The organism is Halobacillus sp. B23F22_5 (assembly GCF_043497085.1).
Lineage (GTDB): Bacteria > Bacillota > Bacilli > Bacillales > Halobacillaceae > Thalassobacillus.
Genome location: NZ_JBIEKI010000027.1, coordinates 1 through 21506, shown reverse-complemented (window position 1 = coordinate 21506; position 21506 = coordinate 1). Strand labels below are relative to the sequence as shown.

Sequence of the window (21506 nt, the reverse complement as noted above, 5' to 3'; positions counted from 1 at the left end):
TCTTGCCTTTCCTGATGTTATTTTTGTTTATTATAAAACTTCTTACTTTAAAGAAGTAGTCCAAGTCGTATGATATCGCTTGGACTACTTTTGTTTGTTACATCACTACATTTTTTTCAATTTGCTTCATTTCGTAGAAGTAGCCTTTCTTATCCATCAGTTCATCAAAGGAACCTGTTTCAACAATTTCCCCCTGTTCCATCACAATGATCTTATCCATGTTCTCCAAGCCTGTCAAACGATGACTGATTAAAACAAGTGTATCTTTTTTCGCCTGGTGGAAGATATGATCATAAATTGTCTTTTCCGTTAGCGCATCCACAGAAGAAGCAGGTTCGTCCAACAACCACAAACGTTCACCTTTTAACATAGCTCTTGCTATTGCCAGCCGCTGCCTCTCTCCGCCTGAAAGGTTTTCCGCTTTTTCAAATACAGCATCATCCAAAGAGAAATGACCAAGCTCCACACGCTCTAATGCCACCTCCATCGCTTCATCTCTCAAAGTCCTTCCTGCAAGCAGTAAATTTTCTCGGACTGTGCCGTAAAAGAAATGATTTTCCTGAAGCACGACATTTGATTTTGCCCATAAGTCTTCCTTTTCTATCTGATTCAGATTGATACCACACGAGAGAAGGTCACCCTTGTCTGGTCGAATGATACCAAGGAGCAGCTGCATCAAAGTAGACTTTCCTGAACCACTGGGTCCGACGATGGCTGTCTTTGAGCCAGCTGGAAGTTGAATAGAAACTTCTTTGACAGTGGGCCGGTTCTCCCCAGGAAACGTAAATGTTACTTCTTGAAAAGCAAACGATAGCGCTTGATCGACTGGCAACTTTTCTTCTGTTAAGGTTCTGGACTCAGCTTCTTCTTCCACGACCGAATAAAGCCGTGCAGCCGCCCTGCGATTATCTTCCAAATGTCCAGGTAAGACAGCCATAGGGGTAGCATTTTCAAACATCGTCAAAGATATCATGACAAGCATGGCGAGAAAGACACCATCAAGCTGTTGTGCTGCCACAAAATAAGCACCAACTACCAGTACCAGCCAGGAGACTGTAAAAGAAACCATAGAATTGATGGAGTGATTGAACATTTCTGTTTTTCCTTCGCGCTCTTGTTCCGAAATATACCAATCGGAAGCCCTTTGGAGCCGCTGCTTTTTTTCTTGGAGCTTTTGATAGATTTTCAAATCTAGGAAGCCATAGAGAAATTCAGTGACATCGGTAGACAATTCAGCTCTGGCCTCTCTTATCCGGCTCTCCAATTTTTTCTGTCTGAGCGCAAACCAGGCTGGTATGACTAGACCTGTCACTATCAAACCGGCAAATAAAATGAATGCAATCCACCACGAGTAGAAAGCAACAAAAAAGATGGTACTTAAAAACACTAATAAGAGAATAATCGGGGGATAAAACACTCGTAAAAAGAAGTTCTGTAAACTTTCTACATCACCGACAATCCGTGCAAGCAAATCACCGCTGCGATACTTTTGGAAAATACGCGGCGCCAGTGGCTCAAGCTTTTCAAAAAAGGATACACGGATATTGCTCAGCATCGTAAAGGTTGCCCGGTGGGAAAAATATCGCTCACCATAACGGCTTAGAGCACGAGCGAACCCCATCAGTTTTAGACCAGCAATCAAAAAGGCAAGCGTATATAGTGGAGGTGCAAATGCCGCTTTTGATACCAAATAACCGCTGGAACCAAACAAAGCAATCGCAGTAATACCGGCCAGGAACCCGAACAACACAGACAGGAAGATATCTTTCTTTTCAGTCACGATTTCTTTTACTACGAATTTCAAATGGTTCATTCTGCAATGCCTCCCTGATGTGAAGCTACCATATTCCGGTATCCTGGAGTACTTACCAACAGTTCTTTATGGGAACCTTGGGCAATAAGCTTTCCATTATCTAAAAATAATATCTGATCAGCGTTTTTAATAGTATGGAGCCGGTGTGCGACTGTAATAACAGTAGAGTTTTCCGCCAGGGTTTCAATGGACGCCTGTAAAATCTGCTCGGTACGAAGGTCGAGTCCAGTAGTCGGCTCATCAAAAAGGATGACTGATGGATTTTTCAAAAACGCCCTCGCTAATGCGACGCGCTGTTTTTCCCCACCGGAAAGTCCGCGGCCAGCCTCACCGACCTGTGTGTCCAACCCGGACTCTAATGACTCTATCAGTTCTTGAATCCCCGCTTTCTCAGCTGCACGTTCAATGTCATCCCTGTGAGCACCTTCATTAGCTCCGATTGCGATATTATCTGCGATTGTTCCGGCAAACAAGTATGGGTGCTGGGAAATATAACTCAACTGGTCGAACCATCCTGCTTCTTCATAGGTGAATAAAGAGCGGCCATCCACTTCTATTCTTCCTTCTGTTGGCCCGATCAGCCCTGCAATCAAGTGTAATAAAGTCGTTTTTCCTGCACCGCTCCTGCCCACGAGCGCTATTTGTTGATTGGAAGACAATACAGCGTTGATCCCTTCTAAGGCAAATCCTTCTTCCTTATAACGGAAACCTACACCTTTCAGCTCTATCACAGGCGGTTGATCCGTGTGGCTGAAGGTTGTGTTCCCCCACTCGACCACCTGTTCCGTTTCTGTAAGTTCATCGGATACTTTTTTAGCTGCACCCATACTTCCACGGCCTGTGTGAAAGGCACTGCCTAAGTCCCGCAAAGAATTATAGAATTCAGGAGCCAGAACCAGTACAAAAAAAGCCGTAAAAAAGCTGATGCTTTCAAATACAATTAGACGAATTCCAACTTCAAGAGCAATAATCCCGATACTTAACATGGAGATGAACTCGAGAGATAGGGATGAAATAAAAGCGATTTTTAAAACTTCCATCGTAGCATCCCGAAAATTAAGACTGCTTTCCCTGATGGCTTCATGCTGTTGCTTAGCACGTCCGAATAACTTCAGTGTCGTCAGGCCTTGCAGTATATCGAGAAAACGACCTGAAAATGCCGCCATTTCTTCCATTTGTTCTTCCGATTTCTTTTTTGTTTTCATTCCGATGATAGCCATAAAAATAGGAATGAAAGGGGCAGTTATAAGCATGATGATTCCAGTGTAGATATGATGATAGAATGCAGTTCCGATAATCATCAATGGAACAACCGATGTTTGCATCACCTGTGGAACATACTGACTAAAATAGCTGTCAATTTCATCGACTGCATCCATCATGACACTCACCTTTTGTCCTGACTGTCCCTTGAAGGATGCTTGTATGGGGTTACGAGAATATTTATCCAATAGGGACTGGCGAAAATCACGCTTTACTTTAGCAGCCATTTGAACTCCAGTCCGCCCGCTCCAATAGGTGAGTCCAGCACGGGCAATCATCACAGCTAATAGACCAATTAATAAGGGAAGAACTTCAAAAAAAGAATTCCCTTGTAAAAATACTTGATCGACAGCAGCTACGAAAAGGTAAGCTTGCCCGATTACCATCACACCAGTAAAAAAAGCAATGATAAATAAAAGTATTCTATCATGACGGTGTGTTTTCGAAAGCTTTTTTAAATTATCCATAAGTACCCAGTCTCTCCTATTTGGTAGATAATAATAAATCAACCGCTCATTCGTGAATTATTTCACATAGTTATTATATTATAAAAGACGCTTACTTCCCAATCATTACGCTGTTATGTGTCACTCCAGTAAAAAAAGAACGCATTGGTTTAATGCGTCCTTCGATTATAACATTTTCAGTTTATTTATTTGCTCCAAGCTATTAGGCAATACGCCATCCTTCATCATAAAACTGAACCGCTTATCTTTGTTTACATTAGCCGGAATGGAGTCAAGCAGGATTGGGCCTTCCGTTTCAAAATAATGATTTTGTTCATAAATTTCTTCAATAATTGCAAAATAAATATTTTTGATTATCGTACCACCTTTGCCCGCGACATGGTACTGGCCAAGGTAATGCATTTTTTTTATATCGGCCCCAGTTTCTTCTTTTACTTCCCGATATGCTGCATCCTCTGCAGTCTCTCCTTCTTCAACTTTTCCACCCGGGAATTCAATGCCCCGGTCTTTATGTTTGGTAAGTAACCACTTTGATCCGTACCTGCATAGCACCCAAACATGCTTCGGGTGTTTAGAAAAAGGATGGTCATCAAAAGATAATTTCACTTCATTGTTATAGTAGTCGTAAAATGTTTTCATCACCGTTTCAACTGCCTTTGACTGCTTCATTAATTACTTATGTTCGATATCTTTAATAAGCCATTGACCATCAAATTCAAACGTAATGACAATGGTATACTCCCCATAAAGGTCGTTTGTATTTGTTTGGATGACCTGCTTATGGTTTTCATCTATATCGATAGTATCATAAGCTTGTCCATTTACAAACCAAGGCGGCGTCTCAGTTGGAAGAATATAAAGACCGGACTGTTTTTCCTGATAAAAATAGTCCACATATTTTTCTGCCGCTTTCTGTTTAGCAAAAGGCTTAAAATCGTCCAACAAAGCTTGTTTGCTGTTATATTTCTTCACTTTATAATTTTCATTTACTTCCTGCACAAGCTGATTCATAAACTGGTCTGTACGTTTTTCAATCAATGCTTTGTCCAGGGGCTTTTTTTCCTTCATGTGTTCAGTTGAGGTCTGCTTATCCTCAACGGTAGTTGCAGATTCCTGGTGCATTTGCACTTTGTTAGGCTGTTCTGCATTCAAGGACGGACTTGTCTGCATGAATAACACGAACGGGACGGTGACAAGTATGGACTTTCCCCATTTCACGGCTGCTGTTTTTTTTCTCATTGCTGTATTACACCCCTTGAAGTTTATGGATTATAGTTCCATTATTCCTGTTAGAAATCATCCATAAACCCTTTTTAGGAATGTCATTAGAAAAACTTGGCTTCTCGCCAAGAACTTATGGCGAAAAGTCTTCGTATTTTCTTACACTTTAACCTTTTAAGAAAGTTAAACTTTCTTAAAGTATTAAAAAAACCGTAAACATTATAAATGTCTACGGCCTTCTGTCGAATCACGATCTTCCAGGATACCCATACTGCCGATATGTTCTTTCGTTTTTTCATCCCCTAATTCATATATGCGGCTGAACACTGTCCTCAGTCCATTATCGAATTCCCTATTAGGCTCATCATCATGGTAATGACGGAATGGTATATGGGAGCGCCAAAAAGCTCTTTCATCAGCATTATGCACCTCATCAAAAAACGCACGAAGCTCAATCACTTCTTCTTCTGTTGCGAAAATAGTGAAAATATCATTATTCCCATCATGATTGACGGAAATTTCCTGCGACCCGACGTTGACGTAGTATTTATTTTTTTCCATACCAATCCTCCTCATTTACGCAATAGTTTTTGCTAGTAAGAGGAGAATTATTATATAAGAATTCATTTTCAGTGAAAAAACTCAGTGCTGTATCAACAGCGATGGGGACAAACTTTACAATACCCGCTTTCCTCATTCAACTTATAACTTAAGCAGCAACATTTCCTTTCACGGGCTCCGCTCTGCAATTTCGGTTGATAATGAAAATAATGAAATGGATTCTTTTCTTCACCAAAACTTGCTCCATCAAGTTCATGAACAATGAAATGAAAATCATCGTAAACCTGTGCCAGCCGGTCTCCTGTAAATTGTTCTTTAGCATATCGTTCATAAAACCAGAACAGATATATAGCAAAGTTTTCCCATAATACGTTCATGGATAACCTGCTCAATTGATTGATATGAAGAAATAAGGGCCTCACATGTTCCTTGAATAATTCTGTAAGGTTTTCACGCAGCCACCTTTGACGCTCAAAAGGGTCCGGAAGTGTAGCTTCTTTTGATACAAAATCAAGTTTTGGAAACCATTTTTTATCTTCATCGATACGTACGATCCTGAGATTCTCCGGACGAAGATCCGGGCATTTATCAAAGCCCGACATCATGGCAAGTATTCCAGTAACAATATAATAGCTGTATCGTTTAGAAAAAATAGACGCCGTCGTTAAAAAGAACTGTGATTCCATAAAAATGTGGATTTCATCAAGCTTTTCTTGTAGTCCTTGTTTTGTGAGCAGATCGGAACCATAAATGATTTCTAACGGTTCTTCATTCATAGCTTTTGATAGATAACGAAAGTGATTCACCATAAAAGCTTCTTCCTGCTCTGTCAAATGTGTCATAACTTTCACCTCGATATACGTCCGTCCATTATAGTTTAAGTTCCAAATTTTTATATATTCCAACTATAAGTGTATGTAGCTTTCTAAATGCTGTCAATGAATTTGATAATCATTTTCATTTGATTTTTTTATCCCTGTTCAAGCAGAAGAGGGTCAAGGGAACCATTCTTTATCCGCATAGAAGCGGTAAATCTTCGTCCTGTTAGATCGAATAGAAAGGAAATGACTTCCCTTATCGTCATAGGAATGACCACCTCAGCAGATAACAGAACCAGATGGTAATCCTATATATATGGACATTTTGTGTCATGTGATGTAAATCATAACCTTTTTCTCATTTATCCAATACAATCTAATTGATAACGATTTTCATTAACTGATAAGAGGTGATCTACATGAAGTTGATGGACTTAGAGCTTGGTGAACCTGCAGTCATCAAAGACATGTCCCAGATCAATAAATGGCTGCAACAGCGCCTGATACAAATGGGTATCCGAAATAATAGCAAGATTTATGTAAAGAACCGTCTTCCTTTCGGGGGACCATGCATGCTTGACTGCGAAGGACAGTGTCTCAGTATAAGAAATAAAGATGCAAGATACTTAGAAGTGGAGCGATTGTCATGCAAATAGCACTGTTCGGAAACCCGAATACAGGGAAAACTTCTTTGTTCAATACGCTAACAGGATCTTATCAGTATGTTGGCAACTGGAGCGGCGTTACGGTCGAAAAAAAAGTAGGATCGTTACGTAATGGAAAAGGCGATTTGATTGATTTACCTGGTATCTATTCCTTGAACCCACTATCAAAAGATGAAGCGGTAGTATCGAATTTCTTATTACATGACTCATTTGAAGAAATGCTGAATATCGTTGATGCCTCACAGCTGAGAAGGAATTTGAACCTGACCATACCTTTGCTGGAGTTTGGTAAGCCATTAGTGATTGGGTTGAATATGACCGATGTCGCCAAATTACGGGGCATCCGCGTCCAGGAAGATTACCTTTCTGAAGAGTTGGGCGTCCCTGTCGTACCTATCATCGCCCGTTCAGGGACCGGTGTAGAATTTTTAGAAGATGAATTATATGAAAAGAACGTCTGGCGTAAACCATTTAAACTGGATTATGGCATAGATGTGGAAAATGCTATCACGAAATTAGCGAAATTATTGCCAGAGTCATTCTCAGCTAAACGATGGCTTGCCATTCAATTCTTTGAGGAAAACAAAGCAGTGGAAGATTTCATTAACTCAGTAGCTGATGAATCTCTGCTTCACAAAATACGTAGTGAATTAGAAGAGAAGTTATCGAAGCCACCTGCTATCAATATTCAAGAAACCCGGAATAAATATATCGAGCACATCATCGAAAGGGCTACTATCCGTGAAAAAGTCGACAGCGTTACGCTTACCGATAAGATAGATGCCCTTGCTACCCATAAATATCTCGGATTGCCGATATTCTTATTATTGATGTACGCCATGTTCATGTTAACATTCAACTGGCTCGGGTTCCCGTTATCAGACCAGTTGGATCGCTTGTTTTCAGGTCCATTGACTTCAGGTCTTGAACAATTATTAGGAATGATAGGCGCCAGCAGTTTCATTCATGCATTAGTGCTTGACGGTATTGTCGCTGGTGTCGGAGGTGTATTAGTGTTTGTCCCTCAGATCTTTATCCTGTTCTTTTTTATATCTCTGTTAGAAGATTCCGGTTACATGGCTCGTGTAGCGACGGTGATGGACCGTATTATGCAGGCAATCGGATTGAACGGTAAGTCCTTCATTCCTATGATCATAGGGTTCGGCTGTAACGTACCTGGTGTCATGGCAGCAAGGACTGTGGAACAACCAAAAGAACGGCTGTTGACTATCCTGCTGACCCCATTAATGTCCTGTTCAGCTCGCCTTCCGGTTTACGCCTTATTTGTCGGTGCCTTTTTCACCCAGTACCAGGCTATCGTCGTTTTATCTATCTATTTATTAGGTATAGTGATGGCTCTCCTTTTAGCCAAAGTGTTTTCCAAGACTATTTTAAAGCAGGAGGAATCTTTCTTTGTGATGGAACTGCCTCCCTACCGACTGCCTCAATGGACTAGCTTGTGGAGAAGTACATGGGACAAAGGGAAGGGGTTCGTCCGCAAAGCAGGTACTTTCATTTTTGCAGGTTCTGTGTTTATTTGGCTCCTTACCTATGCAGGCCCAGGCGGATTGGATGTTTCTATGGATGAAAGCTTTTTAGCCCTAATAGGAAATAGTATTGCACCGCTATTCGCACCAATCGGATTTGATAACTGGCAATCAGCTGCTGCCTTACTAACAGGTTTTTTGGCAAAAGAAGTGGTGGTCTCTACCATGAGCATCATTTACGCCGTACCTGATGGTTCATTGCAAGAAGTTTTAGCAACCTCCTTCACACCATTAGCATCATACAGCTTCATGGTATTTATCTTGTTGTATATCCCATGTCTCGCTACCATAGCGGCAATCAATAAGGAGACAGGATCAAAAAAATGGACTTTCTTCAGTATGGGATACGCGCTTGTCATTGCTTATGCCATTTCTTTTTGCATTTATCAAATCGGTCAATGGTTCCTCGGATAGTTAAAGTAGAGGGGGTTAAATAAAATGCTAGTGAATATAGTGATCGGCCTGGTTATTTTCGGCTATGCCAGTTATGCAATGTTCAAGCACGTTAAAAATAGTAAAAAAGGAGCCTGCGCCACCTGTGAATTACAGAACAGTTGTAGTAAGAAGGAAAATGACTGCTGTGATAGCGTTCCGGCTCAAGTTTATCTCAAGCAAAAATGAAAGGAAAGACCTGGAGTGGCCCAGGTCTTTCCTAATCATTGGTAGTATAAACTTAAAAGTCATATTCTTTTATTATTTTTTGCGTAATCAATTTATATCCCTTTTCAGTTGGATGGAGAGCATCGCTGAAATACTTATTAGACTTTTTATCAAAAAGGCCATTCGTTTCAATGAATTTTGTTCTGGAATAGTCGCTAACGATCTTCTGACTGCTCTCATTCCAATTTCCCACTACCTTATCAAGCTCTGAGGAAGATGGAAAGGGATTATATAAACCAAGATATAAAACAGGTGCATCGGGATTATTTTCTCGTATGATACTAAAAATCCTTTTTAAATTCTTTTCATAATCTGCTTTTCCTTGCTCTATCCGTTCATCATATAATTTGGCAAGATCTCCCCCATTACTTTTAATCAAGTCGTTGGTCCCGATAAAGATAATAATATAATCTGCTTCTGCTACGTTTTCCTGGATGTCGGATTTTTTTAATTGCTGTAGCAGACCATCTGTTTGTTGCCCTGGGATCCCGTAATTATGAACAGTGACAGGCCCATCATGGTTTTCACTTAAGAGTTTTTGCAAATCTCCCACATATCCAGTCCCTGTTTTATCCCCTACACCGTAAGTCAGGGAATCTCCCAAAGCAACAAGCTCTTCGTTTTCATTCGTCTTCGCTTTCTGTTTTTGTTGTTGTGCTATGAAATAAGAGATAGCTGAAATGATTACTAAAAGTACAAGTGTAGAAATAAGTATTTTTTTCATATAAACCTCCCAAGACTAAAAGGTACCCCGAAGGGAATGGCCTCAAACCATGACAAACTTTTCCATTCTTAATCCTTTTGATAAGTTTGTGTGTCCCTACCTTCATACCCGACTTTTTAAATTTCATTCCTGATGCCATCTTCCTCTTATTCCATAAACTTCCTATTATGGCAAGGGGCGTAGGGAAACGGTGAGACTCCTCGAAAATGCTACGCAATTCCTTCGTGCGTGGGTTAAGTTAAGGGGAAAATTTCAAAGTCCTGTGGGAGTTGCGTGATAGATGAGGTCCCGCAAGGCGAAGCCTGAGGAGACTCAGCACACGCCCACGGAAAGCGAACCGTTTCCCAACGCCCCTAAGCTCCACCAAACAATATCTCGAAATCAAGTCTTTGACTTTTCGGCCCTTTATTTGGATATCCCTCTAAGGTAATATCAACAACAATATGAAACAGAGCCTAAAAAAACAAATAAGCCTTCGGACTCCATAAGAATCCAAAGGCTTTACTTTTGTTTAAAAAGCTTACACGCTACTATACCCGGAAAGCAGTTGCAACTTTGGTCACAAACTTAAGATACTCCTCGTCTATTTCAAAGCCGATCCCCGGTTCAGTAGGCACCTCTATTTTCCCTTTCTTCACTTTCACTTCAGGAACAATCAAGTCCCTTTCCCAGAACCGGGAAGAAGCCGATATGTCACCGGGAATTGAGAAACCTTCCAGGGAAGCAAGCGCGATATTGTGGGCTCGCGATATCCCGGATTCAACCATTCCCCCACACCATACTGGTGTATCAGATTTCCTGGTAAAGTCATGGATAGCCAGGGCTTCTGTCAACCCTCCCACCCTGCTTATTTTGATGTTGATGATCCGGCAGCTTTCCATTCGGATCGCTTGTTCTGCATCAGCCAATGACCTGATACTCTCATCCAAACATAACGGTGTCTTTAATACATTTTGCAGCTGTTGATGCAGGAAAAAGTCTCCGGCACGAAATGGTTGTTCGATCATCATCAAGTCATGGGAGTCCAGTTCTTCCAAATAAGGAATATCTTTTTCTTCATACATGCCATTCACATCAATCATGATGGGTAGTTCCTGGGAATATTCTCTTACTTTTTGAATGGCCTGTGCTTCTTTATATTTTTCTACTTTCAGCTTATAACGCCGGTAGCCTTCTTTTTGATAATCCTCAATCACTTTACCGATTTCATCAGATAAACTCATAACTACTCCTGTATCTACATGTGTGCGGGTTCCCCCGAGCAATTCACTAAGGCTTTGCATCTTTTGTTTTGCAAATAAATCCCACAGGGCAGCTTCCAATCCCGCCTTTGCCATTTCATTCCCCTGATAGCCGGCTAACTTTACAGAAATATCGGACGGATGAGCAATCTTCTGCCAATCCACAGTTGGAATAAAAACCTTGCTCAACAATTCCCAAGCCGTATGGATAGTTTCAGCGGTATAAAAAGGCGTAGAAAAAGCTGTCACTTCTCCAAACCCTCTTCTGCCTTCTGCATCAACTGCTTCTACAATAATAAGCTCCCGATCAATAACCTGACCAGCATGTGTATCAAAGGGTTTTTTCAACGGCATTTCTATATTCCGGAGATGAATGGCTGCTATATTCATCACTAGTTTTCCACATCCTTCCGAAAAGCTGGCAGTTCTCTCCTTAGCAGCTTATTAGAAGCATTACGTGGCAGCTTTTCCACGAAGTGGACTTCTTTTGGACATTTATATCCTGCCAGGTGATCTCTGCAATAACGGAGGACATCCGTTTCATTGAGAGCAGATTCTTTTTGAGTAACCACAAAAGCTGCCGGTACCTGTCCCCAGCGAGGATCTTCTATACCGGTTACCCCTGCTTCCATAATACCTTTCATACCTGAAAGCACACTTTCTATCTCTGCCGGGTAAATATTTTCCCCACCGGAAATAATTAAGTCTTTCCGCCGATCTACCACATATAGAAAACCTTCCTCATCCTGATAGCCAAGATCACCAGTAGCAAGCCATCCATCAGATAGCGCTTCGGTGGTTGCTTTTTCCCGCTTATAGTAGCCTGTTGTTACCATAGGACCTTTTACTTTGATTTCTCCAATTTCCCCACGGGCAGCGTCAATTTCCAGTCGTGCGGTACTCAGTGATTTTCCTGCAGAACCAAGCTTTTTTAGAGCGTCTTTGGGGCTTAAGGTTACAATTTGCGATGCTGTTTCTGTCATTCCATAGGTTTGGAATACAGGAATCGCTTTATCTTTCGCATTTTCAAGTAATGGTTTTGGAGCGGGACCTCCTCCAAGCAGCATGCAGCGAAAGTGTCCTGGTAACCGCTCATCTCGTAAATCTTCTATCAAACGCTGCAGCATGACAGAAACCACCGATACTATCGTTACTCCGGAATTTTTGATGGCGTGATTTACCTTTTGTTCCTCAAACCTTTCCATCAATAAAACAGGCATACCATAAACAACATTTTTTATCAGCGCAGAAAATCCTCCTACATGGAACATCGGGAGGCAGATCAGCCATTTATCATTTTGGGAAAGACCGAGGTTAAGAGCAGAACTGATAGCGCTTGCCCAATGATTTCCATAAGTCAGTTGGACACCCTTAGGGCTGCCTGTAGTGCCTGATGTGTAAATGATGGTAAAAACCTCATCTAACATGATTTCCTTACGAATGGCATCAGGGCTCTTTCTGTTTGTTTTAATGAGATGATACTGGATTATTGGGCAGTCAGCCAGTCCGGCTTTTCGAATCGCCGCTTCTCCTTTTGAATAAAAGTCCTCCTCCGTAATCAAACAACTGACTTCAGCATCCTTGATTTGAAAAGCCAGCTCATCTGGAGTAAGGCGTGTATTCAATAATACCACCACTGCGCCTAAATAACTGAGCGCATGAATGGCTAATACCATTTCCAACCGATTTGAAGATAGTACAGCCACATGGTCTTCCAATTTTATACCTTTTTCTTCAAAATAGGCTGCATATCGTTTACTTTGTTCATGCAGCTCTAAAAAGGATAGGGACGAGCCGCCACCTGTTTCAATGGCTTTTTCATGTGGTTTCAATTCTGCTTGTTTATGCAGCCAGTGAGGTAGGGTGCTTTCCATGTCTAAAGCCTCCTTGGAATAAAAAAATCAGAAAAGAGAAGAAAGCATCAGCTTCCGCGCCTATTTGCACGGACTGATGCTTTCCTCCTGGAAAAATTATATCATATTCTGGCTTCCATCAAGGGAAACGTGGAAATTGTTTGAAGTCTGGCTTTCTCTTTTCCTTGAAGGCATCGCGACCTTCTTTAGCCTCTTCTGTGGTGTAATAAAGCAGTGTTGCGTCTCCACCCATTTGCTGAAGTCCAGCTAACCCATCAGTGTCCGCGTTGAAGGATGCTTTCAAGAAACGAAGGGCAGTCGGTGATTTTTCAAGCATTTCCTGACACCATTGAACCGTTTCTGTTTCCAGTTCAGCTACAGGTACTACTGTGTTAACTAAGCCCATATCCAACGCTTCCTGTGCGTCATATTGACGGCATAGGTACCAAATTTCACGTGCTTTCTTATGACCGACGATTCTAGCTAAAAGACCAGCACCATATCCGGCATCAAAGCTGCCGACTTTAGGCCCTGTCTGTCCGAAAATGGCATTGTCTGCTGCAATCGTTAAATCACAGACCACATGCAGTACATGTCCTCCTCCGATCGCGTAGCCAGAAACCATCGCTACGACCGGTTTCGGAATTACCCGAATCAATCGTTGCAAATCAAGCACATTTAGACGAGGAATCTCATCTTCACCTACATATCCACCGTGGCCACGCACAGATTGGTCACCGCCGGAACAAAATGCTTTGTCACCAGCTCCCGCCAGAACAATAACGCCAATTTTAGAATCATCTCTCGCATAAGTAAAAGCATCCAGCAGTTCATTTACTGTCTGCGGACGGAAGGCATTGCGCACTTCCGGACGGTTGATGGTAATCTTAGCTATACCATCATATGTTTCATAAAGGATATCTTCATAATTTCGTTCGTTAATCCATTCAATTGCCATGTAAACTCCTCCTTTAAAACGCTTTCCATTTTTTATTCTAGCATGAACTCCCTGACAATTTCAGCAAAAAACTCCGGATGTTCGACATGGACCGCGTGACCGGCTTCTTTAACAACGTTGAGCTTTGCTTGTGGAAGTGTTTTTTCCATAGCTTGATTAATAGCTAAAAACTTTTTATCCCATGCCCCGACAACCAGTTGGACGGGCAGCGTCAGCTGGAAAAGTTTTTCCCACCAGGAAGGCTGGGTGCCTGTTCCCATCCCCCGGAGGGAAAGTGCCAACCCATCCACAGATTGGCTTAATCTTTCCTCACGAATGGCGGCTTGTATATTATCCGGCAATAAACGTTGGGAGTCGAATAAAGGAATGTTTTCCCAAAATTCAACAAAGGTTTCGATGCCCTGCTCCTCCAATTTTCTGGCAAGACTGTTGTCTTTTTGAGCCCTTTCCTGCCGTTCTTCAAGCGAACGCAGCCCTGGAGAAGCACTCTCCAATAACAGCTTGTCAACAAATTCGGGATAGAAGCTTGCAAATGACAGTGCCGTTCTTCCTCCCATAGAATATCCCATCAAATGGATAGAAGAAAACTTTAGGTTTTCTTCGAATAATATTTTTAAATCTTCACAGACATTCTCCATAGATAATGTGCGGTGGTTATTATATTCTGTTCTGCCGTGACCCGGTAAATCGATCGTAATTAATTGAATTGGTAACTCGGAAAGAGCTTCGGTTACTTTTGCCCACGTCCGTGTAGTACCTGTAAAGCCATGCAGCATGACCAGAGGGACACCTTTACCATTAACCTCCACCCAATAATCCGAACCATTGATTTTATAAAACATCTGATCAATCCCCTAATTGTTTGACAATTGCCTCTTTAACACTTTCCCATTTGGCTTTATGATAGGGAACGTTTTCATCACGTCTCGTTCGTATTTCCACAACCGATAACCCGTGTATGGAATAGCTTTCTGCCAAAGCGCTGGTGAATTCTTCCCATGTATCAGCTGAATAATAGGTGCCTCCATATGCCTCGACAAATGGCTGAAATTCAATACCAAGCGGTGTGCCGAAGAGCTCTTCGTAATGATCAGGATGATCTGCCTGAGGAAGATAGGAAAATATTCCACCGCCATCGTTATTTATAAGAACAATTGTAAGATTAAGCTTCTTCTGTTTGGCAATCAGCAACCCATTCATATCATGGAAAAAGGATAAGTCACCAATCAACAAAGTGACTGGTTTTCCATTAGCACCGCTACCCAGAGCTGCAGAAACTACCCCATCAATTCCGTTAGCGCCACGGTTAGCCATAATTTCCACTTGTTTGGGAGTAGTCATAAAAAAGGTATCTACATCCCTGATCGGCATACTATTTCCTACATAAAAAACCGAGTTATCCGGGAGCACTTCTGAAAGCTTTACAACCGCATGGCCTTCATTCATACCTTCTTCTGGTGTTTCCGTAAGCAATAAATCCTTTGCTGTCTTATTCATAGATTTCCAGGTGCTAAGCCACTTCTCGTCGACGAATGGCTCTTCTACTCGTTCCCCTAATTGGAATGCAAACTTAGCAGGTTCCGCAAAAATAGTATGAACCGCTACTCCTGCCGGTTCACGATACCCCGATTCAGGTTCGATAATAACATGGAATGGGGAATCCAAGGAACGGAGCCATTTCAAATAAGGTTTAGAGACAGGCATCGCACCAAACCGGATGATGAATTCGGGCTGCAATGTTTCGCGAATTTGATCATTTTTTAGTATCGCATCATATGTTTCAATAACCTGCTCTTTATCATACTTGCCTGCTCTGAGCTGAGATAAAGGATCTGCCAGTACCGGAGCTCCCGTTTGTTTTGCCAGAAATGCAATTGCTTCTCCCAGATCAGGATCCGTTTGGGGACCGCAGACGATCATTCCTCGCTTATATCCCTGGAGTTTTTTTACCAGAAGTCCAAGGTCCTCCTCATCTATTCTCCTGCTTCCAATGGTCATGGGAGTCTCATTATGTCTGGTGGTTGTATCCCATAAGTTGTCCAAAGTAAAGTCAGGAATAAGAGGCTCTCGTAAAGGAATATTGAGATGGACCGGTCCATGGTTACCCAGTAACGCTTCCTGCACTGCACGTTTCGCAGTAGTATTAGCATATCTGAGCATTCTTGGAGTTCCTTCTGGAAGCGATAGATCATGGAACCACTTGACATATTCCCCATACATGTTCAGTTGCTCAATCGCTTGCGGAGCGCCGACATCACGGAGTTCATGGGGACGATCAGCGGTAAGGACAATCAAAGGAACCCGGCTATAATGTGCCTCTACCACTGCTGGGTAATAATTAGCCGCAGCAGTACCGGAAGTGCAAATTAACGCCACAGGCCTTCTCTGCTCTTTGGCTACTCCAAGGGCAAAGAAGGCTGCTGAACGTTCATCCAAATTAACCCAGTGATTGACTGCTTTGTATTCCGCACAGGTCATGGCAAGCGGGGTAGAGCGAGACCCTGGGGAGATTACGACATCACGGACTCCAGCCTGCTCTAAACCCTGTACAAAAGTTGCCATGTATCTGGTCAGTGTTTCTGTATGTTCCATTATGCTCCTCCTAGTACGGCTAACATCGGTGTGAATTTAATGGCTGTTTCTTCATACTCCAGTTCTGGATCGGAGTCTTTTACGATTCCACAACCAGAAAATAATGACGCTTTATTCTTATCAACCAATGCAGAACGGATCGCTACGGCGAACTCCCCATTCTGTTTGGAATCAAACCATCCTACAGGTCCCGCATACCACCCACGATCGAGTGGTTCGAACTCCCGGATATAGGCTAAGGCTTCCTCTTGCGGAAGTCCCCCCAACGCCGGTGTCGGATGTAAACGAGCTACGACATCCAATAAGGTATGCTCTTGTTTCAATTGTGCTCTTACCGGTGTATAAAGATGTTGAAGGTTTTTTAACGGGTATAGCACAGGCCTATCAGGAATATCCACTTCATCACTACAGGATACTATGGCATCCCGGATCATACGGACAACAAACTGATGCTCCTCTAAGTTCTTTTCATCTTCCAGGAGTTCCTGTCCTAACTTAGCATCCTCATCGGCTGTACTGCCGCGAGGGATGGTACCGGCTAGACAAGTCGAAAGCAACTGTTGGTTTTCCACCTTCACTAAACGCTCCGGAGTGGCACCTACAAATTGCGCACCCTCACTTTCGAAAGCGAAGATATAACTATTGGTCTGTGTATCATCTAAATGCTGGAGTACTTGGGTGATATCGACATTTTCATCGAACTTCAAGCGTATCTCCCTCGCCAGTACAACCTTATCCAGAACACCAGCTTCGATATCTTCGGTTGCCTTTTTAACTAGACGTTTCCACTCGTCCGGTTCTATTTCTTTTTGCTCCAGAATCTCAGGGGCAATAAACGCGTGGTTTCGCTTTTGCAGCAAAACGGATTTCGCTTCTTCCCATTGAAACTTCAATTGTTCTTTATGGTCATCCGGATAAATAACAGTATTAACAGTAAAATAATGTTCATTTCCCACTTTTGTCAGCAGGTAGCTGGGGATTTCCAGCTGGCTGTTTCCAAACGAAGACCACAACTCGGTATTTTCTTTGCGCGGGTCAAAACTGAATCCGCCCATCGCAACTGGACCGGTTCCTTTTTGTTCATGGCGATCGAAACGGTAAGCATGCTCCATCAATTGTTTCCATTGATCCTGGATGTCCTGGAAACGATCGTCTGCTGCTGAGGACAAACGTATAGCTGCACCGACACCTGCCATCACAAAGTCTTCGTCTGCACTTTTCCAAAACAGACGAGGCTCGTTCATTACGTCAGCACCTGCATGAAAAACAAACGGGTCAATTGGTTTTATATGATCAACGATACTGACCAGCTGTTTCTGGTTGGTCTGTACCGCTTTATTTAATGCTTGATCTATGACTTCATCCAGCGTAGCTGCTTCTGTATGAATCATAAGTCTCCCCCCTGTGTACCAGGAATGATAGTCTTGTAAAATTCCGCAAGACTAGTAGCTTTAAAAGTCACTCTATTTAAAATCAAGGGTGACGTACTTCTATCCTGTTTTTCACTTCCTTATCTATTTTATTCTCTTTTTCTCTCGGACTCAAGGAATCCTTACTTGTATCCAATACTTTCTTACATAGATTGACACTTTCTGACTGATTCCATAAACTTAAGAATGATAATGATATTTTGATAGTATTCAATAAGGAGAGAACAAACATGAATCCGGTTCAAAACCAAGATATAAAAGTTTCCTTGAATGAAAAGGAAGGGTTTCAAGTATGGTGGCGGCTGCTTCGTCCACACACATTGACTGCTGCTTTCGTACCTGTATTCATCGGTACTATGCTGGCAGCGCTTGATGGCGGCTTCCATGCGTGGTTGTTCCTGGCCATGCTCATGGCTTCAATTTTAATACAAGCCGCTACCAATATGTTCAATGAGTATTACGATTATGCGAGGGGCCTGGATAATGAAAATTCTGTCGGTATCGGAGGAACGATTGTAAGAGATGGGATATCACCAAAAACCGTCTTGACTCTTGCCCTGACATTCTTCGGGCTTGCCATCCTGCTCGGTATTTATATATCAGCTGCTTCCAGTTGGTGGGTAGCTGTAATCGGAAGTGTATCGATGTTGTTCGGATATTTATATACCGGGGGACCTTATCCGATTGCTTATACCCCATTCGGTGAGTTAGCAGCAGGTTTTTTCATGGGAACAATTATCATCGGGATCAGCTACTTTATACAAACCCTCACTATCCATGGGGGAGTAGTTTGGATTTCAGTGCCTGTCGCTATTTTTGTCGGTGCCATTCTGCTTGCTAATAATATCCGGGATTTAGAGGGGGATAAAGAGAACGGCAGAAAGACGATTGCTATTCTTTTAGGTAAACAAGGGGCTATCCGCTTTCTGGCAGTTTTATTCGGCACAGCTTACCTGTTGACCTTAGCTTATATAGTCATCGGTCTGCTGCCGGTTTGGAGCCTCATTGTACTCTTAAGTGTAAAGAAAGCAACAGAAGCTGTGAAAGGCTTCATCGGCAAAACTCTACCGATTGAAATGATGCCAGCTATGAAGGCCACTGCCCAAACCAATACCATCTATGGCTTCTTATTAGGCGTATCTTTGTTACTTCAATTATATTTACCTTTATAACTCACAAGCGGCAAATATCAACTGCCGCTTCTTTTTTTACATCCTGTGATGTTTTATTGAAGACGAAGCGGGAAATACTTACAAAGGAATGAATCTAATGGAATTACAATTCGACGATACCATGATGGAAGCATTAGGAATGGAAGTAAAAGTACTAAAAAAAGAAAAAGTAGTTATGACCATGCCAGTCAACGGGGCCACACACCAGCCTTTAGGCTTCCTTCATGGTGGGGCAAGTGTAGCTCTTGCTGAATCTGCAGCAAGTATTGGTGCTTTCCACAATATCAATCCAGAAACCCACCGTGTATTCGGGGTTGAAATCAATGCCAACCATATTAAAAGTAAGCGGGATGGTATAGTGACAGCCACGGCTGTTCCATTCCATATCGGAAGGAACACAATGGTTTGGGAAATAAAAATCACAGATGAAGCGGAAAACCTGATTTCCATTTCCCGCTGTACAATTGGGGTAGTACCCCTGTAACCAACCGATTCCGCAGTTTACTCGAAAGGAGACTAAGGTATGCTTAGTGATAAACAAGTCCAGGAATTCAAAGAAAAATTATTGGGAATGAAAAAAGAAGCGGAAAAAGATTTAGAGAAATACAGTGATTCTATGTCTAACCAGGAAGCCTCCAGCGAAACACATCAGGAAATATCCGACATACCTGATCACCCCGGAGATCATGGAACAGAACAATTCGAACGTGCGAAAGATCAGACCTTTTATGAAAAAGCCAGAGAACGGTTAATGGAAATCGAAGATGCATTAAAACGGATTGAAGAAGGAAGTTATGGACGCAGTGAAAAATCTGGAGAACCGATTCCTGTTGAGCGTTTAGAAATCGAACCTACTGCACGTTATACAGTGGAAGAAAGCAAGGAAATCGAAGGACGGTAATTTACCGTCCTTCTTTTTAAGGAGAGAGTGCTATCCAAAAACTATTGAAAGCCTCACTCAGTTTTATTTTGATATATGCAGCTTTTTCATTAGCAGGGTTTCTCTTCCCTGTTGACCGACCGTGGTACAACTCCTTGGCCAAACCAGTCTGGACACCAGATGGAAGCACGATCGGCATAGTTTGGGGAGTACTTTACGGACTTATTGCCTTTTCTGTAACATATGCCTGGATGAAGAATGGTTTTAAACAGCTGGGAATAATATTCTGGTCTATCTTCTTGTTCAATTATCTTACTAACCAGCTGTTCAGTTTTTTTCAATTTAAACTGAAAGACCTGCTGCTTGCAGCTTTTGATACTACATTGGTGGCGTTAAGCAGTTTAATAATGATTGTCTTTTTGACCAAATGGGAAAAGGTCAGTGGATTGTTGCTTATCCCTTACCTTCTTTGGAGTTTGTTCGCTACTTTTTTGGCATTTTCTATTTATCTAATGAATCCTGGACAAACAACTTTGCCCTGGTTCTAAAAAAGCCTTGCCTGAATGCTTCAGGCAAGGCTTATCTTATTTAAGTGATATTGATTCTTTTTTGTGCAATCCACGGCTTCATTTTCATGAATAACGGGACAAACAAGGCAGCAATCACTATTCCTTTCAACGCATTGAAAGGCAGGATACCGGCTATGACAGTTATCCATTTCACTTGAGCACTCATCGTCTCCCAGCCCATGAACCAGCTGTAAGCCGGTAGGATCAAGAAGTAATTCAGCACGCCCATTCCGATCGCCATAATGGCTGTACCAGTGATGAGACCGGAAACTAAGCTTTTTGTAGTTTTAAATTTATGGTAAAGCATAGCAGCAGGAACGACAAACATTATTCCAGCAGCAAAGTTTGCTGCAATGCCGATCGGATCAGCCGCTCCGGTATAAACGAGATAGAGAAGGTTCTTCAGCCCTTCTACAATGATTCCTGCAACTGGAGTGAAAATCAATCCAGCAATCAAGGCTGGAATGTCACTGAAATCTACCTTTAAATATTGTGGCAGCAGCGGCAATGGGAAATTCAAAAACATCAAAATCATAGAAATGGTTCCCAACAACGATAGAACAATAAGTTTAACTAAGCTTGATGATTGCGGCTTTCTTTTTTGCATCATCTTTATTCCTCCTTCATCTTTTCACACGATTCACATCCCAGATGAAGGTAAGCGCGTTCCCTATGAATCTTCATTAGACTTTGTTCAACTTTTCACTATTTTACATAGTTTAATAGAACTAAAAACCAAAACACTCCAGCGCACACAGTGGGGCACTGGAGTGTAAAAATTCATCGGAAACAAAAGGTATGAATTCATACCTTTTTGCTCAACATCTTCTCCCATCCAGACTGTCACTGTCGGTCCCGGAGTTGCACCAGGTCCACCGCTCGGCAAAGCCTCGCGGGTCACGGACTGAGAATGCAGGCTGCATTCATCACCGCCGGTCGGGAATTTCACCCTGCCCCGAAGATGGAATCGTTATGATATTATATTTTCATTTTATGTAAAATGCGATGAAATGGCAAGTTTGTAGACTTAAATTAGATAGCTTTAGGTTCTTTTAGGATTAAAAAGGAGGCT

The 21506-nt window shown here is 42.2% G+C and carries 21 protein-coding genes and 1 riboswitch; of the genes, 7 read left to right on the top strand and 14 right to left on the bottom strand.

The features are described 5' to 3' along the window. Positions 1-97: 97 nt before the first annotated feature. From cydC to ACGTN9_RS20490, 6 genes are all read right to left on the bottom strand, one after another. The gene (gene cydC, locus ACGTN9_RS20515; RefSeq protein ID WP_499596354.1) at positions 98-1813 is read right to left on the bottom strand and encodes a thiol reductant ABC exporter subunit CydC; all 1716 of its coding nucleotides are present in this window, start codon (positions 1811-1813) and stop codon (positions 98-100) included. Next, positions 1810-3543 carry a thiol reductant ABC exporter subunit CydD gene (gene cydD, locus ACGTN9_RS20510; RefSeq protein ID WP_499596352.1) on the bottom strand — a complete coding sequence of 578 codons (1734 nt, stop codon included), beginning with the start codon at positions 3541-3543 and terminating at the stop codon, positions 1810-1812. The genes cydC and cydD overlap by 4 nt, the downstream gene beginning before the upstream one ends. A 165-nt stretch (positions 3544-3708) precedes the next feature. Beyond that, positions 3709-4182, bottom strand: coding sequence for an RNA deprotection pyrophosphohydrolase (gene ytkD, locus ACGTN9_RS20505; protein ID WP_499596369.1), 474 nt, complete (start codon positions 4180-4182; stop codon positions 3709-3711). Between the two features lie 33 nt (positions 4183-4215). Further along, a complete protein-coding gene (locus tag ACGTN9_RS20500; protein WP_499596351.1) occupies positions 4216-4782 on the bottom strand; it encodes a hypothetical protein in 567 nt (188 codons plus the stop codon). A 201-nt stretch (positions 4783-4983) separates the two neighbouring features. Continuing rightward, complete coding sequence (locus ACGTN9_RS20495) at positions 4984-5325, bottom strand: hydrolase (RefSeq protein WP_499596349.1); 342 nt, start codon at positions 5323-5325, stop codon at positions 4984-4986. A gap of 92 nt (positions 5326-5417) precedes the next feature. Beyond that, complete coding sequence (locus ACGTN9_RS20490; protein WP_499596347.1) at positions 5418-6167, bottom strand: IucA/IucC family C-terminal-domain containing protein; 750 nt, start codon at positions 6165-6167, stop codon at positions 5418-5420. Positions 6168-6562: 395 nt separating this feature from the next. Here ACGTN9_RS20490 and ACGTN9_RS20485 point away from each other — a divergent pair, with 395 nt between their 5' ends. The 3 genes from ACGTN9_RS20485 to ACGTN9_RS20475 are packed head-to-tail and all read left to right on the top strand — an operon-like array spanning position 6563 to position 8976. Next, positions 6563-6799, top strand: coding sequence for a FeoA family protein (locus ACGTN9_RS20485; protein ID WP_499596345.1), 237 nt, complete (start codon positions 6563-6565; stop codon positions 6797-6799). Continuing rightward, positions 6790-8769 carry a ferrous iron transport protein B gene (gene feoB / locus ACGTN9_RS20480; RefSeq protein ID WP_499596344.1) on the top strand — a complete coding sequence of 660 codons (1980 nt, stop codon included), beginning with the start codon at positions 6790-6792 and terminating at the stop codon, positions 8767-8769. Before ACGTN9_RS20485 ends, feoB begins: the two co-directional genes overlap by 10 nt. 24 nt (positions 8770-8793) lie before the next feature. Then, complete coding sequence (locus tag ACGTN9_RS20475; protein ID WP_499596343.1) at positions 8794-8976, top strand: FeoB-associated Cys-rich membrane protein; 183 nt, start codon at positions 8794-8796, stop codon at positions 8974-8976. 52 nt (positions 8977-9028) lie between these two features. Here ACGTN9_RS20475 and ACGTN9_RS20470 read toward each other — a convergent pair whose 3' ends face one another. The 7 genes from ACGTN9_RS20470 to ACGTN9_RS20440 form a co-directional block, all read right to left on the bottom strand. Continuing rightward, positions 9029-9739 (bottom strand): DUF459 domain-containing protein, encoded by a 711-nt coding sequence (locus ACGTN9_RS20470; RefSeq protein WP_499596342.1) that lies wholly within the window; start codon positions 9737-9739, stop codon positions 9029-9031. A 530-nt stretch (positions 9740-10269) separates the two neighbouring features. Next, positions 10270-11373 carry an o-succinylbenzoate synthase gene (gene menC, locus ACGTN9_RS20465; RefSeq protein WP_499596340.1) on the bottom strand — a complete coding sequence of 368 codons (1104 nt, stop codon included), beginning with the start codon at positions 11371-11373 and terminating at the stop codon, positions 10270-10272. After that, positions 11373-12854, bottom strand: coding sequence for an o-succinylbenzoate--CoA ligase (locus ACGTN9_RS20460; protein WP_499596339.1), 1482 nt, complete (start codon positions 12852-12854; stop codon positions 11373-11375). Before ACGTN9_RS20460 ends, menC begins: the two co-directional genes overlap by 1 nt. Before the next feature lie 118 nt (positions 12855-12972). Then, a complete protein-coding gene (gene menB, locus ACGTN9_RS20455) occupies positions 12973-13791 on the bottom strand; it encodes a 1,4-dihydroxy-2-naphthoyl-CoA synthase (RefSeq protein ID WP_499596337.1) in 819 nt (272 codons plus the stop codon). Positions 13792-13823: 32 nt separating this feature from the next. Further along, complete coding sequence (gene menH, locus ACGTN9_RS20450; protein WP_499596335.1) at positions 13824-14633, bottom strand: 2-succinyl-6-hydroxy-2,4-cyclohexadiene-1-carboxylate synthase; 810 nt, start codon at positions 14631-14633, stop codon at positions 13824-13826. Positions 14634-14637: 4 nt separating this feature from the next. Then, entirely contained in the window at positions 14638-16383 is a 1746-nt protein-coding gene (menD, locus tag ACGTN9_RS20445; protein WP_499596333.1) for a 2-succinyl-5-enolpyruvyl-6-hydroxy-3-cyclohexene-1-carboxylic-acid synthase, read from the bottom strand. Continuing rightward, entirely contained in the window at positions 16383-17774 is a 1392-nt protein-coding gene (locus ACGTN9_RS20440) for an isochorismate synthase (protein WP_499596332.1), read from the bottom strand. The genes menD and ACGTN9_RS20440 overlap by 1 nt, the downstream gene beginning before the upstream one ends. A gap of 269 nt (positions 17775-18043) precedes the next feature. Between ACGTN9_RS20440 and ACGTN9_RS20435 the strand changes: the two genes are divergently transcribed. From ACGTN9_RS20435 to ACGTN9_RS20420, 4 genes are all read left to right on the top strand, one after another. Continuing rightward, positions 18044-18985, top strand: a complete 942-nt coding sequence (locus tag ACGTN9_RS20435) for a 1,4-dihydroxy-2-naphthoate polyprenyltransferase (protein ID WP_499596330.1) — start codon at positions 18044-18046, stop codon at positions 18983-18985. Positions 18986-19082: 97 nt separating this feature from the next. Further along, entirely contained in the window at positions 19083-19469 is a 387-nt protein-coding gene (locus ACGTN9_RS20430) for a hotdog fold thioesterase (protein ID WP_499596328.1), read from the top strand. Positions 19470-19508: 39 nt separating this feature from the next. After that, positions 19509-19886, top strand: coding sequence for a TraR/DksA family transcriptional regulator (locus tag ACGTN9_RS20425; RefSeq protein ID WP_499596326.1), 378 nt, complete (start codon positions 19509-19511; stop codon positions 19884-19886). Positions 19887-19954: 68 nt separating this feature from the next. Beyond that, positions 19955-20413 carry a TspO/MBR family protein gene (locus ACGTN9_RS20420; protein WP_499596325.1) on the top strand — a complete coding sequence of 153 codons (459 nt, stop codon included), beginning with the start codon at positions 19955-19957 and terminating at the stop codon, positions 20411-20413. A gap of 40 nt (positions 20414-20453) precedes the next feature. Here ACGTN9_RS20420 and ACGTN9_RS20415 read toward each other — a convergent pair whose 3' ends face one another. Continuing rightward, positions 20454-21041 carry an ECF transporter S component gene (locus ACGTN9_RS20415; protein ID WP_499596367.1) on the bottom strand — a complete coding sequence of 196 codons (588 nt, stop codon included), beginning with the start codon at positions 21039-21041 and terminating at the stop codon, positions 20454-20456. A 212-nt stretch (positions 21042-21253) separates the two neighbouring features. Then, positions 21254-21401: riboswitch (FMN riboswitch) on the bottom strand. Positions 21402-21506: the final 105 nt, after the last annotated feature.